This is a genomic window from Curtobacterium sp. MCLR17_045, from assembly GCF_003234405.1.
Lineage (GTDB): Bacteria > Actinomycetota > Actinomycetes > Actinomycetales > Microbacteriaceae > Curtobacterium > Curtobacterium flaccumfaciens.
On sequence record NZ_QKTB01000037.1, the window covers coordinates 15,326 to 29,122 of the forward strand.

The 13,797-nt window shown below is 69.3% G+C and carries 14 protein-coding genes; 6 read left to right on the forward strand and 8 right to left on the reverse strand.

The features are described from left to right. Positions 1–18: 18 nt before the first annotated feature. Positions 19–1,110 (reverse strand): GNAT family N-acetyltransferase, encoded by a 1,092-nt coding sequence (locus DEJ05_RS16270; protein WP_181433157.1) that lies wholly within the window; start codon positions 1,108–1,110, stop codon positions 19–21. A gap of 83 nt (positions 1,111–1,193) precedes the next feature. Here DEJ05_RS16270 and dcd point away from each other — a divergent pair, with 83 nt between their 5' ends. The 4 genes from dcd (at position 1,194) to DEJ05_RS16290 (ending at position 3,176) form a co-directional block, all read left to right on the forward strand. Further along, positions 1,194–1,781, forward strand: a complete 588-nt coding sequence (gene dcd, locus DEJ05_RS16275; protein WP_027464935.1) for a dCTP deaminase — start codon at positions 1,194–1,196, stop codon at positions 1,779–1,781. 54 nt (positions 1,782–1,835) lie between these two features. Continuing rightward, positions 1,836–2,351 carry a helix-turn-helix domain-containing protein gene (locus tag DEJ05_RS16280; protein WP_111029679.1) on the forward strand — a complete coding sequence of 172 codons (516 nt, stop codon included), beginning with the start codon at positions 1,836–1,838 and terminating at the stop codon, positions 2,349–2,351. Next, positions 2,348–2,695 carry a DUF86 domain-containing protein gene (locus tag DEJ05_RS16285; RefSeq protein WP_111029680.1) on the forward strand — a complete coding sequence of 116 codons (348 nt, stop codon included), beginning with the start codon at positions 2,348–2,350 and terminating at the stop codon, positions 2,693–2,695. The genes DEJ05_RS16280 and DEJ05_RS16285 overlap by 4 nt, the downstream gene beginning before the upstream one ends. Before the next feature lie 172 nt (positions 2,696–2,867). Next, positions 2,868–3,176, forward strand: a complete 309-nt coding sequence (locus DEJ05_RS16290) for a DUF86 domain-containing protein (RefSeq protein ID WP_111029681.1) — start codon at positions 2,868–2,870, stop codon at positions 3,174–3,176. Positions 3,177–3,393: 217 nt separating this feature from the next. On the opposite strand, the gene DEJ05_RS16295 is transcribed toward DEJ05_RS16290, so the two are convergent. From DEJ05_RS16295 to idi, 7 genes are all read right to left on the reverse strand, one after another. After that, a complete protein-coding gene (locus tag DEJ05_RS16295; RefSeq protein ID WP_111029682.1) occupies positions 3,394–3,765 on the reverse strand; it encodes a hypothetical protein in 372 nt (123 codons plus the stop codon). Positions 3,766–3,922: 157 nt separating this feature from the next. Further along, positions 3,923–5,029, reverse strand: coding sequence for a sugar-binding protein (locus DEJ05_RS16300; protein WP_111029683.1), 1,107 nt, complete (start codon positions 5,027–5,029; stop codon positions 3,923–3,925). A gap of 61 nt (positions 5,030–5,090) precedes the next feature. Further along, positions 5,091–6,383: a sugar ABC transporter permease gene (locus tag DEJ05_RS16305; RefSeq protein ID WP_111029684.1), complete on the reverse strand. Its 1,293-nt coding sequence runs from the start codon at positions 6,381–6,383 to the stop codon at positions 5,091–5,093. Beyond that, entirely contained in the window at positions 6,380–7,903 is a 1,524-nt protein-coding gene (gene mmsA / locus DEJ05_RS16310) for a multiple monosaccharide ABC transporter ATP-binding protein (RefSeq protein ID WP_111029829.1), read from the reverse strand. Before mmsA ends, DEJ05_RS16305 begins: the two co-directional genes overlap by 4 nt. Before the next feature lie 865 nt (positions 7,904–8,768). Further along, complete coding sequence (locus DEJ05_RS16315; protein WP_017886425.1) at positions 8,769–9,788, reverse strand: LacI family DNA-binding transcriptional regulator; 1,020 nt, start codon at positions 9,786–9,788, stop codon at positions 8,769–8,771. 116 nt (positions 9,789–9,904) lie between these two features. Then, positions 9,905–10,954 (reverse strand): magnesium and cobalt transport protein CorA, encoded by a 1,050-nt coding sequence (locus DEJ05_RS16320; RefSeq protein ID WP_071404930.1) that lies wholly within the window; start codon positions 10,952–10,954, stop codon positions 9,905–9,907. A 245-nt stretch (positions 10,955–11,199) separates the two neighbouring features. Beyond that, positions 11,200–11,742: an isopentenyl-diphosphate Delta-isomerase gene (gene idi / locus DEJ05_RS16325; RefSeq protein WP_110864939.1), complete on the reverse strand. Its 543-nt coding sequence runs from the start codon at positions 11,740–11,742 to the stop codon at positions 11,200–11,202. A 21-nt stretch (positions 11,743–11,763) separates the two neighbouring features. On the opposite strand from idi, the gene DEJ05_RS16330 reads away from it, so the two are divergent. Both DEJ05_RS16330 and DEJ05_RS16335 read left to right on the forward strand, forming a co-directional pair. Beyond that, entirely contained in the window at positions 11,764–12,822 is a 1,059-nt protein-coding gene (locus DEJ05_RS16330) for a polyprenyl synthetase family protein (RefSeq protein WP_071404931.1), read from the forward strand. Continuing rightward, positions 12,819–13,757 carry a squalene/phytoene synthase family protein gene (locus DEJ05_RS16335; protein WP_111039393.1) on the forward strand — a complete coding sequence of 313 codons (939 nt, stop codon included), beginning with the start codon at positions 12,819–12,821 and terminating at the stop codon, positions 13,755–13,757. Before DEJ05_RS16330 ends, DEJ05_RS16335 begins: the two co-directional genes overlap by 4 nt. Positions 13,758–13,797 lie beyond the last annotated feature (40 nt).

Genomic DNA, 13,797 nt, shown 5'->3' on the forward strand with positions numbered 1-13,797 from the left:
GGCCCCTCGGATGCGCGCTCAGACCCGCCGTTCCCAGATGCCCTCGCAGCCGACGCCGACGAACCCCACTGCCTCGTTCACGTCGAGCATGTGGCGGTTCTCCTCCGCGTTGAACGTGATGACCGAGGGACGCCCCGGGAACCGCCGCTCGAGCTCCTGGATCCCGACGACCTTGAGCAGCCAGCCGAGCCGGTGGCCGCGGTGCTCGCGGAGCACCAGGGTGTCCCACTGCTGTGCCGGCCGTGCGGGGTCGTCCGGCACGGACAGCTGCGTGAAACCGGCCAGGCTGGTGGTCGGCAGGTGCTCGACGGCCACGGTGAGCAGGGTGCGCGGTGCCCGGGCGAGCTCGTCCTCGTGCTCCCGGAGTCGTTCGGCGGTCCAGACGTCCTCGGGCTCCTCCATGTCCCCGGCGGGCGCGTCGGTGCTCATCCGGGTCTCGAGCAGGGCGATGCCGTCGAGCCACTGCTCCGGCGTCCGACCGGTCCAGGCGTGCACGCGGTACTCCGACCCGGCGGCAGCAGACGCCCGCTCGTGCAGTCCGCGCACCACGGATGCGTCGGCGGGCAGCGGGAGCCGGCTGATCCGGTTCACCTGGCCGAAGTGCCAGCCGCGGGCGGTCAGGAACCGTACCCCGGCCTCGTCCTCCGGGACGGCGCCGAACCCCGTCGGGGCCTGCACGTACCCGGGACCGGACGCGGGCCCGACCTGCCGTGAGACGGCGTACGTCTTCCACTGCGTGCGGCCGTCGGCGCGGGCCATCGACTCCAGGTGGTCGGCGAGCAGCGTCCCGACACCGCGGCGCTGGTGCTCGGGGACGACGCCGACCGACAGCCAGCAGTTGGTGGTGCCGGGCTCCTGCTTCGTGTCGTACGAGCCCGCACCGACCACGGTGCCGCGGTCGTCGCGGGCGACGACGAGCCGGCTCGGGGCACCCGGCTCTCGGCACAGCGGCAGGTACTCCTCCGGCGTCCAGGCCAACTCGTGCAGCCCGTGCACGGCGGCTTCGGCGCCGTCGGACACCGCGAGCCACTCGGCGAAGGTCGCGACGGTCGCCGGGTCGTCGTCCATGGCGGCGGGCACCGTGATCTCGTCGACGGTGTACGTGGTCATCACTGCTCCGAACGCCGCCCGCCCGGGTGGTGGGCAGCCTGGCAGCATACCGGCGCGACGCGCGCTGCCGCTAGGCTTCGTCCGTGCTGCTCTCCGACCGCGACATCACCGCCCAGCTCGCCGAAGGCCGGATCGGCCTCGACCCGTACGACGCCTCGCTCGTCCAGCCGTCGAGCATCGACGTCCGGCTCGACAAGTTCTTCCGGCTGTTCGACAACCACAAGTACCCGCACATCGACCCCGCGGTGGACCAGCCCGACCTGACCCGCCTGGTCGAGACCGACCCGGACGAGGCGTTCGTGCTGCACCCGGGCGAGTTCGTCCTCGGCTCCACGTTCGAGGTCGTGACGCTGCCCGACGACATCGCCGCTCGGCTCGAGGGCAAGAGCTCGCTCGGTCGCCTCGGCCTCCTGACCCACTCGACCGCGGGCTTCATCGACCCCGGGTTCTCCGGGCACGTGACGCTCGAGCTGTCGAACGTCGCGACGCTGCCCATCAAGCTGTGGCCGGGGATGAAGATCGGACAGCTGTGCTTCTTCCAGCTGTCGAGCCCGGCTGAGAAGCCCTACGGTTCCGCCGAGTACCAGTCCCGCTACCAGGGCCAGCGTGGCCCGACCGCGTCCCGCTCGGCGCAGAACTTCCACCGGGCGGACGTCTCCGACCCGCGCTGAGCGTATGCCGCTCCGGCGGCGGACGAAATGTTGGATGCTGTGTATCGTTGCAGCATGTCCGCTGTTCCCCCACGGTCCGCCCCGCCGCTGTCGGCCGCGGTGCTCATCCGCGATGCCCGTGAACGCGCCGAACTGACCCAGGTCCAGCTCGCCCAGCGCGCCGGCGTCACGCAGAGCGTCATCAGCACGTACGAGAACGGTCGGCGCGAACCGTCCCTCGCGGCCCTGCAGCGGATGCTCCGTGCGGCGGGCTTCACGACGACGATCGACCTGCAGCCGGTCGAGGAGCCCCCGCCGCTCCTCGAGCGCGTGGTCGCGGCCCGGCAGGACCTCCTCGAGATCGTGCAGCGGTTCGGCGGGCGGAACCCCCGGATCTTCGGCAGCGTCGCGCGGGGTGAGGACGGCCCGGACAGTGACGTCGACCTGATGGTCGACGTCGACGCGGGGCTCGGCATCTTCGCACTGATGCGCATCCAGGACGCCGCCGAACGGTTGCTCGGAGTCCGCGTCGACGTCGTCGACGCCGCGGGCATGCGCCCCGGGGTCGTCCGGACCGCGGTGCCGCTGTGAGTGCGCAGCCCGGCATCCGCCGTGCCGTGGCCGACCGCCTCGACGACGTCATCCGGGCGTGCGAGGCGATCCGGCGCTACATCGACGACGAGCGGGTGCCCGAGGACCTTGTGCACGACGCGGTCCGGATGCGCCTGGTCGAGATCGGTGAGGCGGTCCGGGTGCTCCCCGCCGGGGTCACCGCGAGCGAGCCCGGCATCCCGTGGTCGCGCGTGTCCGACCTGGGGGAGCGGCTGACCCGGCGGTACTTCGACACGACGCGTGCGCTGGTGTTCGGCACCGCCCGCACCGACGTCCCGCACCTCGCCGACGCCGCGCGCCGGTTGCGCGCGGCCCACCCCTGACGGACGCGGGCGCGGACCGGGCGCGGCCACTTCACCCTGATGCGGATCCAGGACGACGTCGAACGACTGCTCGGCGTCGACGTGACGGTCTCGGACGCGTCGGACGTCGGGCCCGAACGGTCCGCCGGAGCCGTGTCGCCGTGACGCCCGACACGGACCGCTGTCTCGACGAGTGCTGCACTCCTGCGCTGCGATCGACCGGTACGTGCACGAGGACTCGGCACCCGATGCCATGCTCGTTGACGCCGTCCGGATGCGGCTGGTCGAGATCGGTGCCGCGGTGGGTTCCCTGCCCGCCGCGGTGACGGCGACGGAGCCGGACATCCTCTGGGCGCGGCTCGCCCACATCGGCGACCAGGTGACCGTCGGAGGCGCGGCGGTGTCGGACGCCGTCCTGGTCGAGACGGCACGCACCGACGTCCCGCGGTTGCGAGCGGCCGTCGAGCGGCTAAGCGCGTACCGCGCCCACCGGGGCGACTGAGGGACGGGAGGCGCGTGGCGGGCCCGCCACGCGCCTCCCGTCCGACCGTCAGCAGTCCCGACGGCCGCTCCTGCCCCTCCAGCAGACGGCCGTTCTCGTTCCTTGCTGCGCTTCCTCGGGTTCTCGCGCCAGGGCACAACCTCCCGCGCCGTCCCGGGACATGCGGCGACCCCCGCCAGAAGGGCGAGGGCCACCGTGATCCAGCCTCAGTTCCGCATCAGAGGCCGAAGATGCCCGGCGCGCCGCCCGCTCCGGTCACGCTCGGCACCCAACGGTGCTCGGACTTGAAGACCGGGTAACCAGGATTGGCTTGCTTCACGGTCAACACGTAGTTGCTGCTGCGCTTCCAAGCCGTGGGGTACGTCTTCCCCCCGGTCACCGTGTAGAACTGCCGAACTTCGACCCGGAGTGCCCCCCGGCAGTTCACGGCGTTCGTGTCTGCGCCGCCGTTCGTGGACGAGTGCCCGACCGCAGAGCCGCCAGGGCACGTCTGCGCACTCGTCCCGACGGCTTGCGCCGGGATGGCACCCACCGTCAGGATGGCCCCCGTCGCTACGGCAACGGCCGCGAGTTTAATCATCAACTTCATGTCGATCCCCTTTGATCTTTCGATGAGAACTCATCTGGGGCAAAAGTAGACCGGTACGAGCCGCTGCGCAGTCCACGATTCGGCCGACCGATCGCGTACCCCCCCTCAACGAGAGCAAGCCCACCTCGATCGAGGTGGGCTTGCTCTCGGTTAGGAGCTACTGACCTGCTTTTGCCAGGTCCTCGAGGGTGTCGTTGCCCTTGTAGGCCTCGACCGCGTTGTCCTTCGTGACGAGGACCGGTGCGAGCTCGATCGCGGGGACCGTCTTCACACCGTTGTAGTTGTTCGTCTTGTCCATCTTGGTCTCGGGCTTGTCGCCCTTCGACAGGGTGGAGACGAGGTCGACGGCAGCCTGGGCTTCCTTCGTGGTGTCCTTGAAGATCGTCGAGTACTGCGTGCCCTGCATGATGAGCGGGATCGACGCGGTCTCCGAGTCCTGCCCGGTCACGACGGGGTTGTCCTTGCCGGCGGCCTTGGTCGCGGTGAGGATCGCACGGGCGAGGGTGTCGTTCGGCGACAGGACGCCGTCGAGCTCGGTGTCACCCGTGTAGTACTGCGCGAGCAGGTCGGTCATGCGCGACTGGGCCTTCTGTGCGAGCCAGCCCTGCGTGACGACCTTCTGGAACGTGGTCTGACCGGAGACGACCTTGATGGTGCCGTCGTCGATCTTCGGCTGGAGGACGTCCATCGCACCGTTGAAGAACACGGTGGCGTTGGCGTCGTCCGGCGAACCGGCGAAGAGCTCGACGTTGTACGGCTTGTCGCCCTTCTTCTCCTCGAGGCCCTTGAGTAGCGCCTCGGCCTGGAGCTGACCGACCTTGAAGTTGTTGAACGCCACGTAGTAGTCGACGTTCTTCGTGTTCAGGATGTTGCGGTCCCAGGCGATGACGACAGCACCAGAAGCCTTGGCCGACTTGACCTGCGCGGTCAGCTGCGAACCATCGGCCGCGCCGATGATGACGGCCTTGGCGCCCTTGGTGATCATGGTCGCGATCTGACCCTGCTGGTCCGGGACGGGGCCGTCTGCCTTCGCGTACTGGATGTCGGCTTTGAATCCGGCTTCCTCGATCGACTTCTTGAACGCCGCACCGGCGAGGACCCAGTTCTGCGAGGTCTTGGCGGGCAGGGCGACGCCGATGAGGTCGCCCTTCTTGATGGTGCTGGTGCTGCCGGCGTCGTCGGACGAGCCGCGTGCCGAGCAACCGCTGAGGGCGAGGCCCGCGATGAGCGCCAGGCTGAGGCCGGCGACGATCTTCTTGCGCATGTGATTGCTTTCTCTTCGTTGAGGAGGTGTGGGGCCGGGGCCCCGGTGTGGGGAGTTGGGACTAGGGGAGGGTGATCTTGTCGGGCTGGTCCTCGATGGACCGCGGCTGCTGGGCGGACACCGTGTTCTGCTCGGTGTCCTTCCGCTGGAACTGCCGCATCATGCCCCCGATGAGGGACGGGCGACCCTGCGACTTCGAGTACACGTCGAAGGCGACCGCGACGAGCAGGACCAGACCGCGGATGATCTGCACCTTGTTGGACTCGAGGCCCATCAGCTGCAGGCCGTTCGACAGCAGCGCCATCACGAGACCACCGATGATCGATCCGGAGATCGTGCCGACACCACCGGCGACCGCTGCACCACCGACGAAGACGGCGGCGATAGCGTCGAGCTCCCAACCGGTGCCGTCCGCGGGGCCAGAGGCGCCGGAGTAGGCGACGAAGACCATGCCGGCGATCGCGGCGAGGACCGACATGTTCATCATGACGAAGAAGTTGACCTTCTTCGCGGAGACACCCGACAGGACCGCGGCGTTGGCGTTGCCACCGACGGCGTAGACCTGGCGACCGAAGATCGTGTTCTTCGTGACGAAGCCGTAGACGATGGTCAGGACACCGAGGATGATCGCGACGACCGGGACCGAGGTGCCGACCGGGCCGGCGCCGAACAGGTACGTGGCGACGAGCGTGACGGCCACCAGGATACCGGTGCGGACGACCGAGACCCACAGCGGCGGGACCTCGGCTTGCATCTTCTTGCGGCGGCCACGGCCACGGGCCTCGATGATGATGAGCGCGAGGATCGTGGCTAGACCGATGAGCAGGGTGCCGTTGCTGAAGCCGAAGTCGGGGCCGAAGTCGCCGAGGAAGCCGGCGCCGATCGGGATGTAGTCGTTCGGGACCGGAACGGACGTCGAGTTGCCGATGATCTGGTTCACACCGCGGAAGATGAGCTGACCGGCCAGCGTCACGATGAAGGCCGGGACCTTCACGAACGCCACCCAGAAGCCCTGCCAGGCACCGATCGCGGCACCGCAGGCCAGGCCCAGGAGGATCGCTGCCCACACCGGGAAGTCCCACACGGCCATGGACTGCGCCACGACGATGCCGACGACCGCTGCGACCGAACCGACCGACAGGTCGATGTGCCCCGCGATGATGACCATGACCATGCCGAGCGCCAGGATCAGGATGTAGGAGTACTGCAGGAACAGGTTGATGACGTTGGTCGGCTCGAGGATGAGCCCGTTCGTGGTGATCGAGAAGAAGATCAGCAGCACGATGAGGGCGATGATCATGCCGTACTGGCCGATGCTGTTGCCCTTGCCGAAGAGCAGTTTCAGGTTGTTCATGAGGCGGTGGCGCCCTTCCGCGCGGAGGTCATGCTGCGCATGAGCGATTCGGGATCGGCCTGGTCGGCCGGGAGGTCAGCGGTGATCTGGCCCTCGAAGATGGTGTAGATCCGGTCGGAGAGACCGAGGAGTTCGGGGAGCTCGGACGAGATGAGGATGATGCCCTTCCCCTCGGCCGCGAGCTGCTGGATGATCCCGTAGATCTCGAACTTGGCACCCACGTCGATACCGCGGGTGGGCTCGTCGAGGATCAGGATGTCCGGGTCGGTGAACATCCACTTGGACAGGACGACCTTCTGCTGGTTGCCACCAGAGAGCTTGCCGACGTTGTCCTCGACGCTCGGCACCTTGGTGCGGAGCATCTTGCGGTACTTCTCGGCGACCGAGTACTCCTCGAGCGAGTCGACGACACCGGCCTTCGAGATCTTCTTCAGGTCGGCGGCGACCGTCGAGCGCTTCACGGTGTCGAGCAGGTTCAGGCCGAGCGCCTTGCGGTCCTCGGAGACGTAGCCGATGCCGTTCTCGATCGCCTGCTGGACGTTCGTGACCTTGATCTCGCGGCCGTCCTTGATGATCTGGCCGTCGAGCCAGGTGCCGTAGGAGCGACCGAACAGGCTCATCGCCAGCTCGGTGCGTCCGGCGCCCATCAGGCCGGCGAAGCCGACGATCTCGCCCTTGCGGACGTGGAAGTTCGATGCCTTGCAGACCAGACGCGACGGGTCGATCGGGTGCTGCACCGTCCAGTTGCGGACCTCGAAGAAGGTCTCGCCGATCTTCGGGGTGCGGTCCGGGAAGCGCGACTCGAGCGAGCGGCCCACCATGCCGCGGATGATGCGGTCCTCGTTGACGCCGTCCGCCTTGACGTTGAGCGTCTCGATGGCCTTGCCGTCGCGGATGATCGTGATCTCGTCCGCGATCTGCTCGATCTCGTTGAGCTTGTGGCTGATGATGATGCTCGCGATGCCCTTGGCCTTCAGCCCGACGATCAGGTCGAGCAGGTGCTGCGAGTCGTTCTCGTTGAGCGCGGCGGTCGGCTCGTCGAGGATCAGGAGCTTGACGTCCTTGTGTAGGGCCTTCGCGATCTCGACGAGCTGCTGCTTGCCGACACCGATGTTCTTGATCTGCGTGTCCGGGTCGTCGGCCAGGCCGACGCGGGCGAGCAGGTCCTGCGCACGGAGCTGTGCGGCGGTCCAGTTGATGACGCCACCGCGGCTCGGCTCGTTGCCCAGGAACAGGTTCTCGGTGATCGAGAGCTCCGGGACGAGCGCCAGCTCCTGGTGGATGATGACGATGCCGGCCTGCTCGGACTGCTTGATGTTCGAGAAGCGGACTTCCTCGCCCTCGTAGACGATCTCGCCGCTGTAGGTGCCGTACGGGTAGACGCCCGACAGGACCTTCATCAGGGTCGACTTGCCGGCGCCGTTCTCGCCGCAGATCGCGTGGATCTCGCCGGCGCGGACGCTGAGGGAGACGTCGGCCAGCGCCTTCACACCAGGGAACTCCTTGGTGATCGAGCGCATCTCGAGGATCGTCTCGGGTGCGGTGATCGACCGGGTCTCGAGGCCGGTGTCGATCGGGGTTGACGCCACAGTGCATCTCCTTCTGCCGCTTCGGTGCGGCAGTGTGTTCGGGTGGTTCTGCTGCGGCAGCGAAAGCACAGGGGGCCTGTGTGGACTTCGTTGTCGCGTCCGGATCCGGCTCGGTGTGACGCTCATGTGAACGGTCACATCGGCTGGACGGAGGCAATTTACGCACAGCCTCGGTGCGGCTGTCAATTCGGATTGGTCGCGTTTTCGTAACGGCGTGCGTGATCCGGAGGGAACGTCCCCCGGGTTGGGGCCAGGGGGCTCGGGAACGGGCGTTTCGTTGCGCGAATCCGCATGCGCGGCCGGGAGGCTCGTGGCGGGCCGGCCACGGGCCTCCGGTCCGCTTCGTGGTCGCGTCCGGAGCCGCGCTCGCCTCGTCGGAGCGGGCCTGCCTGGCGCTTCCGGGCGTCCCTGGTCGGAAGTTCGTGGCAGGTACGCCCGTTTGTGGCAGGTACTCCTGGGTGGCCGGGTGGTTCCGGGCGTACCGGGTCGTTTCGGGCGTACCTGGTCGGAAGTTCGTGGCAGGTACGCCCGTTTGTGGCAGGTACTCCTGGGTGGCCGGTTGGTTTCGGGTGTACCGAGACGTTTCGGGTGTACCCAGTCATTCCGGGCGTACCTGGTGTCTTCGGGCGTACCTGGTCGGAAGTTCGTGGCAGGTATGCCCGTTTGTGGCAGGTACTCCGGGGCGGCCGGGTGGTTCCGGGCGTACCGGGTCGTTCCGGGCGTACCGGGTGTCTCCGGGCGTCCCTGGGCAGAAGTTCGTCGCAGGTACTCGGGGCGTGGCGCGGCCCGAGGTGCGTCAGCGCGTGCGGGGCGCGCTCGTGGAGGCGCGCACGACCAGCTGCGGGACGATGTCGATGGGGCGGAGCAGTTCGCCCTCACTCGGCAGCAGCAGGTCCACGCAGCGCCGCCCGAGCTCGGCGAAGTCGACCTGCACCGTGGTGAGCGGTGGCCAGAAGTGCTTCGCCTCGGGGATGTCGTCGTAGCCGACCACGGACAGGTCACCCGGGACGTCGAGCCCGTACGAGCGCGCTGCGTGCATGACGCCGAGCGCCATCTGGTCGTTCGAGCAGAAGATCGCGGTGCAGTCCCGCCACCGCAGCAGCTCGCGGCCGGCGTGGTAGCCGAAGTCGGCGGTCCAGTCGCCCAGGATCGGTGGCGCGACGGCCATGTCGCGGTCGGACATCTCGCGCAGGAACCCCTGCATGCGGGCGTCGGCCTCGATCCAGTCCTGCGGTCCGGCGATGTGCCGCACGTACTCGTGACCCAGGTCGAGCAGGTGCGCGGTCGCGAGTCGTGCGCCCTCCATCTGGTCCACCCACAGGGCCGTCGGGTCCTCGCCGACGCTGGCGCGCATGGTGACGTAGGGGGTGCGGATGCCGAGCTCCGCGATCAGGTCGAAGACCCGCTGCTGGGGCGCGATGACGACGATGCCCTCGACGTCGAGGTCGAGCAGGTGCCCGAGTCCTTCCCGCACGGCGGCATCGGTCGCCTCGGCGATGTTCGCCGTCGTGACCGAGTAGCCACGGAGCATCGCGGCGTCCTCGATCGCCTGCAGTGCCACGGCCGGACCGTAGTGGGCGCGGCGGGCCGTCAGGACGCCGATCGTGTGGGTCCGGCTCGTGACCAGGGCGCGTGCGGCCCGGTTCGGCCGGTACTGCAGCTGCTCCATGGCCGCCAGGACCTTGTCGCGTGTCTCGGCCCGGATCGCGTCCGAGTTGTTCAGCACCCGCGAGACGGTCTGGTGCGAGACGCCCGCGATCCGTGCGACGTCACGGATGCTGGGCGAACGCGGTTGCTGTGTCCGCGATGACGCCATTGCTGCTCGTTTCCGCCCGGGTGTCGTGGCACATCGATGTGCACGTTCACATCCGGGCCAGATCATTATGCACGTCCGGCGGATCGACGCCACCTGTGCGCCGATCCGCCGTCCGCTCAGAGCCAGTTGCGCTTGCGGAAGATCGCCCAGAGCACGCCCATCAGCAGGAGCATGCCGAGGATCGCGACCGGGTAGCCGTAGTGCCAGTGCAGCTCGGGCATGTGGTCGAAGTTCATCCCGTAGACACCGGCGATCAGGCCCGGTGCGAACAGGATCGCCGCCCACGACGAGATCTTCTTGACCTCCTCGCCCTGGCGGTGTGCTGCCCGGGCGAGTTGCCGGCTCTCCTCACCCTGGGCCAGGCTCGCGCTGGTCATCCGGCGCATCGCCTCGTTCTGCTCCTGCGACACCAGGGTGGCGTGCAGGGTCAGGGCGTTCTCGAGCAGGGCGCGGAACGAGTCGACCCGCTCGGTGACACGGAGTGCGTGGTCGTGCACGTTGCGGAGCCGGTGCTGCACGTCGTCGTCGACGCCGTACTTGTCGGCACCGCGGAGCAGCCCCGTGACCATCGCCGGCACCGGGGTGGTGGCCCGCTGGAACGCCAGGACCTCGCTGAGCAGCTGGTAGATGCGCTTCGAGACCCCGGGGTCGACCTGCCCGGCGAACAGCTGGTCCTCGATGGCGTCGATCTGCTCCTGCAGCACCTGGACGACGGGGCCGTAGCCGTCCACGACCTCGTCGAGCACGGCCGCGGTCACGGCCTCGGACCCCTTCGCCAGGAACTCCGGGTCCGCCTCGACCTGTGCCCGCAGCACCGCCAGGTCGGGTCGGGCGGCGTGCCGGACGCTCACCACGAAGTGGTCGCCGACGAACAGGTGCACCTCGCCGAACTCGACGGTGCCCTCGGACGGGTCGAACCAGGCCGGCCGGAGCACCAGGAACAGGGTGTCGCCGTAGCGCTCGAGCTTGGCGCGCTGGTGTCCCTTGCGGGCGTCCTCGACGGCGTTCTCGTGCAGGTCGAACTCGGTGGCGACGGCCTCGAGCTCGTGCGGGTCGGGCCGGAGCAGCCCGATCCACGTCAGGTCGCCACGAGCCGGGCGCGACAGGGTCGACGGAGACTCCACGCGGCGTCCCCGGACGTAGATCGCGTTGTCGATCAGTGCCATGTGCGTGCTCCTTCGGTGGGGAGCAGGCGGGCGCGATGGCGCCCCGAGGCGAGCCGGGGCGGGGCAGGGTCAGCGAGCGGGCGCGACGACCGACACGGGCGGCCGGCCCGATCGAGGATGGTCACCCGACATCGCGCCTCACCTGCCCTTCTCGTCTCGTCGTGGCGGCGCCCAGAGCGCTGCCGACGGTCGAGCGTACGCCTGCGGCGCGGGTCGGACAACCCGTCGCGGCAGGCGCAGGAGCGTCAGCGCGTGACGTGCAGCCCGGCGGTCTCGAGTTCGGCGAGCTGCCACCCGAGCCACGGGCTCCAGGCGAACGGCGCGCCGGCGACGGCCTGCCTGAGAGAGTCCTCGGACACCCATGCCCACTCGGCGACCTCGTCGTCGGCGGGCGCCGGGGTGTCGTCGGTCACGGCACGGAAGACGGGGCAGACCTCGTTCTCCACGATGCCCGAGGCGTCGACCGCGCGGTACCGGAACTCCGGCAGCACGACCTCGACGTCGCGCACGGTGATGCCGAGCTCGCGAGAGGCCCGACGGCCGATGGCGTCCTCGAAGGACTCGTCCGGACCGGGGTGGCCGCAGAAGGTGTTCGTCCACACCCCCGGCCAGGTCTTCTTCGACAGTGCTCGTCGGGTCACCAGGACGTCGCCGTCGGTGTTCCGGACGTGGCACGAGAACGCCAGGTGCAGGGGCGTGTGGGCTGTGTGCACCGTGAACTTGTCCGCCGTGCCGATCGGGGTACGGTCGTCGGCCAGGAGCACCACGGATTCAGGGAAAGCGTTCATCTGTGTCGATAGGTTAGGCCAATGAGCGAGGAAGCGACCACCGTGCCGCACATCGACCTCGCGCTCGTCGACGACTGCCTCGAGCGCTTCTTCGCCGTGTCGTCGGCACGCGCCGAGCGCTACGGCCGACCGTCCGAAGAACTGTGGCGCGTGCTCCGCAAGGCGAGCATGGGCGGCAAGCGCTTCCGGCCCCGCATGGTCATGACCGCGTACGCCGGCATGGGCGGCACCGACGTGCACGCCGCAGCCAACGTCGCGGCAGCGTACGAACTCCTGCACACCGCTCTCGTGGTGCACGACGACGTCATCGACCGCGACTGGTCGCGCCGTGGCCAGCCGAACGTCGCCGGGTCCTTCCGTGACAACGGGACGACGGGCGGCCTGCCGCTGCCGACGGCCGAGCACCGGGGGATGAGCGCCGCGGTCATCGCCGGTGACCTGGCGCTCGCCGGTGCGCCCCGCTTCATCGAGGCTGCGGGCGTCGACGGCACCCGCCGCGAGCGGCTGCTCGAACTGCTCGACGAGGCGGTGTTCGCCAGCGCTGCCGGCGAGATGACCGACGTCGACCTGGCACTCGGCGTGATGCCGACCGTGGACGAGGTCCTGGCGATGGAGCGGGCGAAGACGAGCGTGTACTCGTTCGAGGCCCCGCTGCAGTCCGGCGCCGTGCTGGCCGGCGCCGACGAGGAGATCGTCACCGCCCTCGGGGCCTTCGGTCGCGAGATCGGCATCGCGTACCAGATCGTCGACGACCTGCTGGGCGTCTTCGGCGACGAGACCATGACCGGCAAGACCGTGCTCGGCGACCTGCGCGAGGGCAAGCGCACCATGCTGATCGCGTACGCGGCGACCACGGACTGCTGGCCCGACCTCGAGCCGTACCTCGGCGACCCGGACCTGACCGAGGCGCGCGCGGACGAGGTCCGTGCGACCCTGGTCTCCTGCGGTGCGCGCGGCGCCGCGGAAGCACGTGTCGCCGACCACACCGCACTCGCCCGGGCCGAGCTCGCCCGGCTGCCGTACGACCTCGCCGACCGCCTGGAGGCCCTCGTGACCGAACTCGTGGAGCGCGCCCGGTGACCCACAGCACCACCACGGCGACCGGATCCCGTCCGGCTCGCCTCCAGCTCTACGACGCCACCGCCGAGGCCGCGTCAGGGGTCGTCATCGACCGGTACTCCACGTCGTTCGGGCTGGCGAGCCGCATGCTCGCCCGCGACACGCGCGAGCACATCCGGAACGTCTACGCGCTGGTCCGCGTCGCCGACGAGGTCGTCGACGGCCCCGCGACCGAGGCCGGGCTCGACCGCGAGCTCGCCCGCACGGTGCTCGACGAGCTCGAGGCCGACACCGAACGGGCCATCGCGCTCGGCTTCTCGGTGAACCCGGTCGTCCACGCCTTCGCCCGCACGGCCCGCGCCACCGGCTTCGGCGCCGAGCTCACCGCCCCGTTCTTCGCCTCGATGCGCATGGACCTCGACCGCACCGAGCACGACGACGCCTCGTTCGACGCGTACGTGTACGGCTCCGCCGAGGTCGTCGGCCTGATGTGCCTGCGCGCGTTCGTGTACCGCGCCGGTCGGCCGACGTTCGACCAGGCCGAACTCGTCGCCGGTGCACGTGCGCTCGGCGCCGCGTTCCAGAAGGTGAACTTCCTGCGTGACCTGCACGCCGACTTCGAGGTGCTCGGTCGCTCGTACTTCCCGGGCGTCGACATCCGGTCGTTCGACGAGGCCACGAAGCACCGCCTGGTCGCCGACGTGCAGGCCGACCTCGATCACGCAGCACGCACGATCCGGCTGCTGCCGGCCGACGCCCGCAACGCCGTCGGACTCGCACACGCGCTGTTCCAGGAACTCAACGACCGACTCGCGCGCACGCCGGCGAGCCGTCTCGTCACGACGCGCGTGCGCGTCCCCAACCCGGTGAAGGTGCGCCTCGCGGCGCAGGTCCTCGCCGGACGCGCACCGCTCCGGTCGCGCGTCACCACCCACCGGCCGGGAGGCTCCTCATGACCCCGCCCCGCGCCTCCCGACCGACGACGGTCGCCACCAC

Coding starts and splice junctions, on each gene's coding strand:
- DEJ05_RS16270 (WP_181433157.1), bottom strand. CDS start 1,110: ATGACCACGTACACCGTCGACGAGATCACGGTGCCCGCCGCCATGGAC.
- DEJ05_RS16280 (WP_111029679.1), top strand. CDS start 1,836: ATGTCCGCTGTTCCCCCACGGTCCGCCCCGCCGCTGTCGGCCGCGGTG.
- DEJ05_RS16295 (WP_111029682.1), bottom strand. CDS start 3,765: ATGAAGTTGATGATTAAACTCGCGGCCGTTGCCGTAGCGACGGGGGCC.
- DEJ05_RS16300 (WP_111029683.1), bottom strand. CDS start 5,029: ATGCGCAAGAAGATCGTCGCCGGCCTCAGCCTGGCGCTCATCGCGGGC.
- DEJ05_RS16305 (WP_111029684.1), bottom strand. CDS start 6,383: ATGAACAACCTGAAACTGCTCTTCGGCAAGGGCAACAGCATCGGCCAG.
- mmsA (WP_111029829.1), bottom strand. CDS start 7,903: ATGCGCTCGATCACCAAGGAGTTCCCTGGTGTGAAGGCGCTGGCCGAC.
- DEJ05_RS16315 (WP_017886425.1), bottom strand. CDS start 9,788: ATGGCGTCATCGCGGACACAGCAACCGCGTTCGCCCAGCATCCGTGAC.
- DEJ05_RS16320 (WP_071404930.1), bottom strand. CDS start 10,954: ATGGCACTGATCGACAACGCGATCTACGTCCGGGGACGCCGCGTGGAG.
- idi (WP_110864939.1), bottom strand. CDS start 11,742: ATGAACGCTTTCCCTGAATCCGTGGTGCTCCTGGCCGACGACCGTACC.
- DEJ05_RS16330 (WP_071404931.1), top strand. CDS start 11,764: ATGAGCGAGGAAGCGACCACCGTGCCGCACATCGACCTCGCGCTCGTC.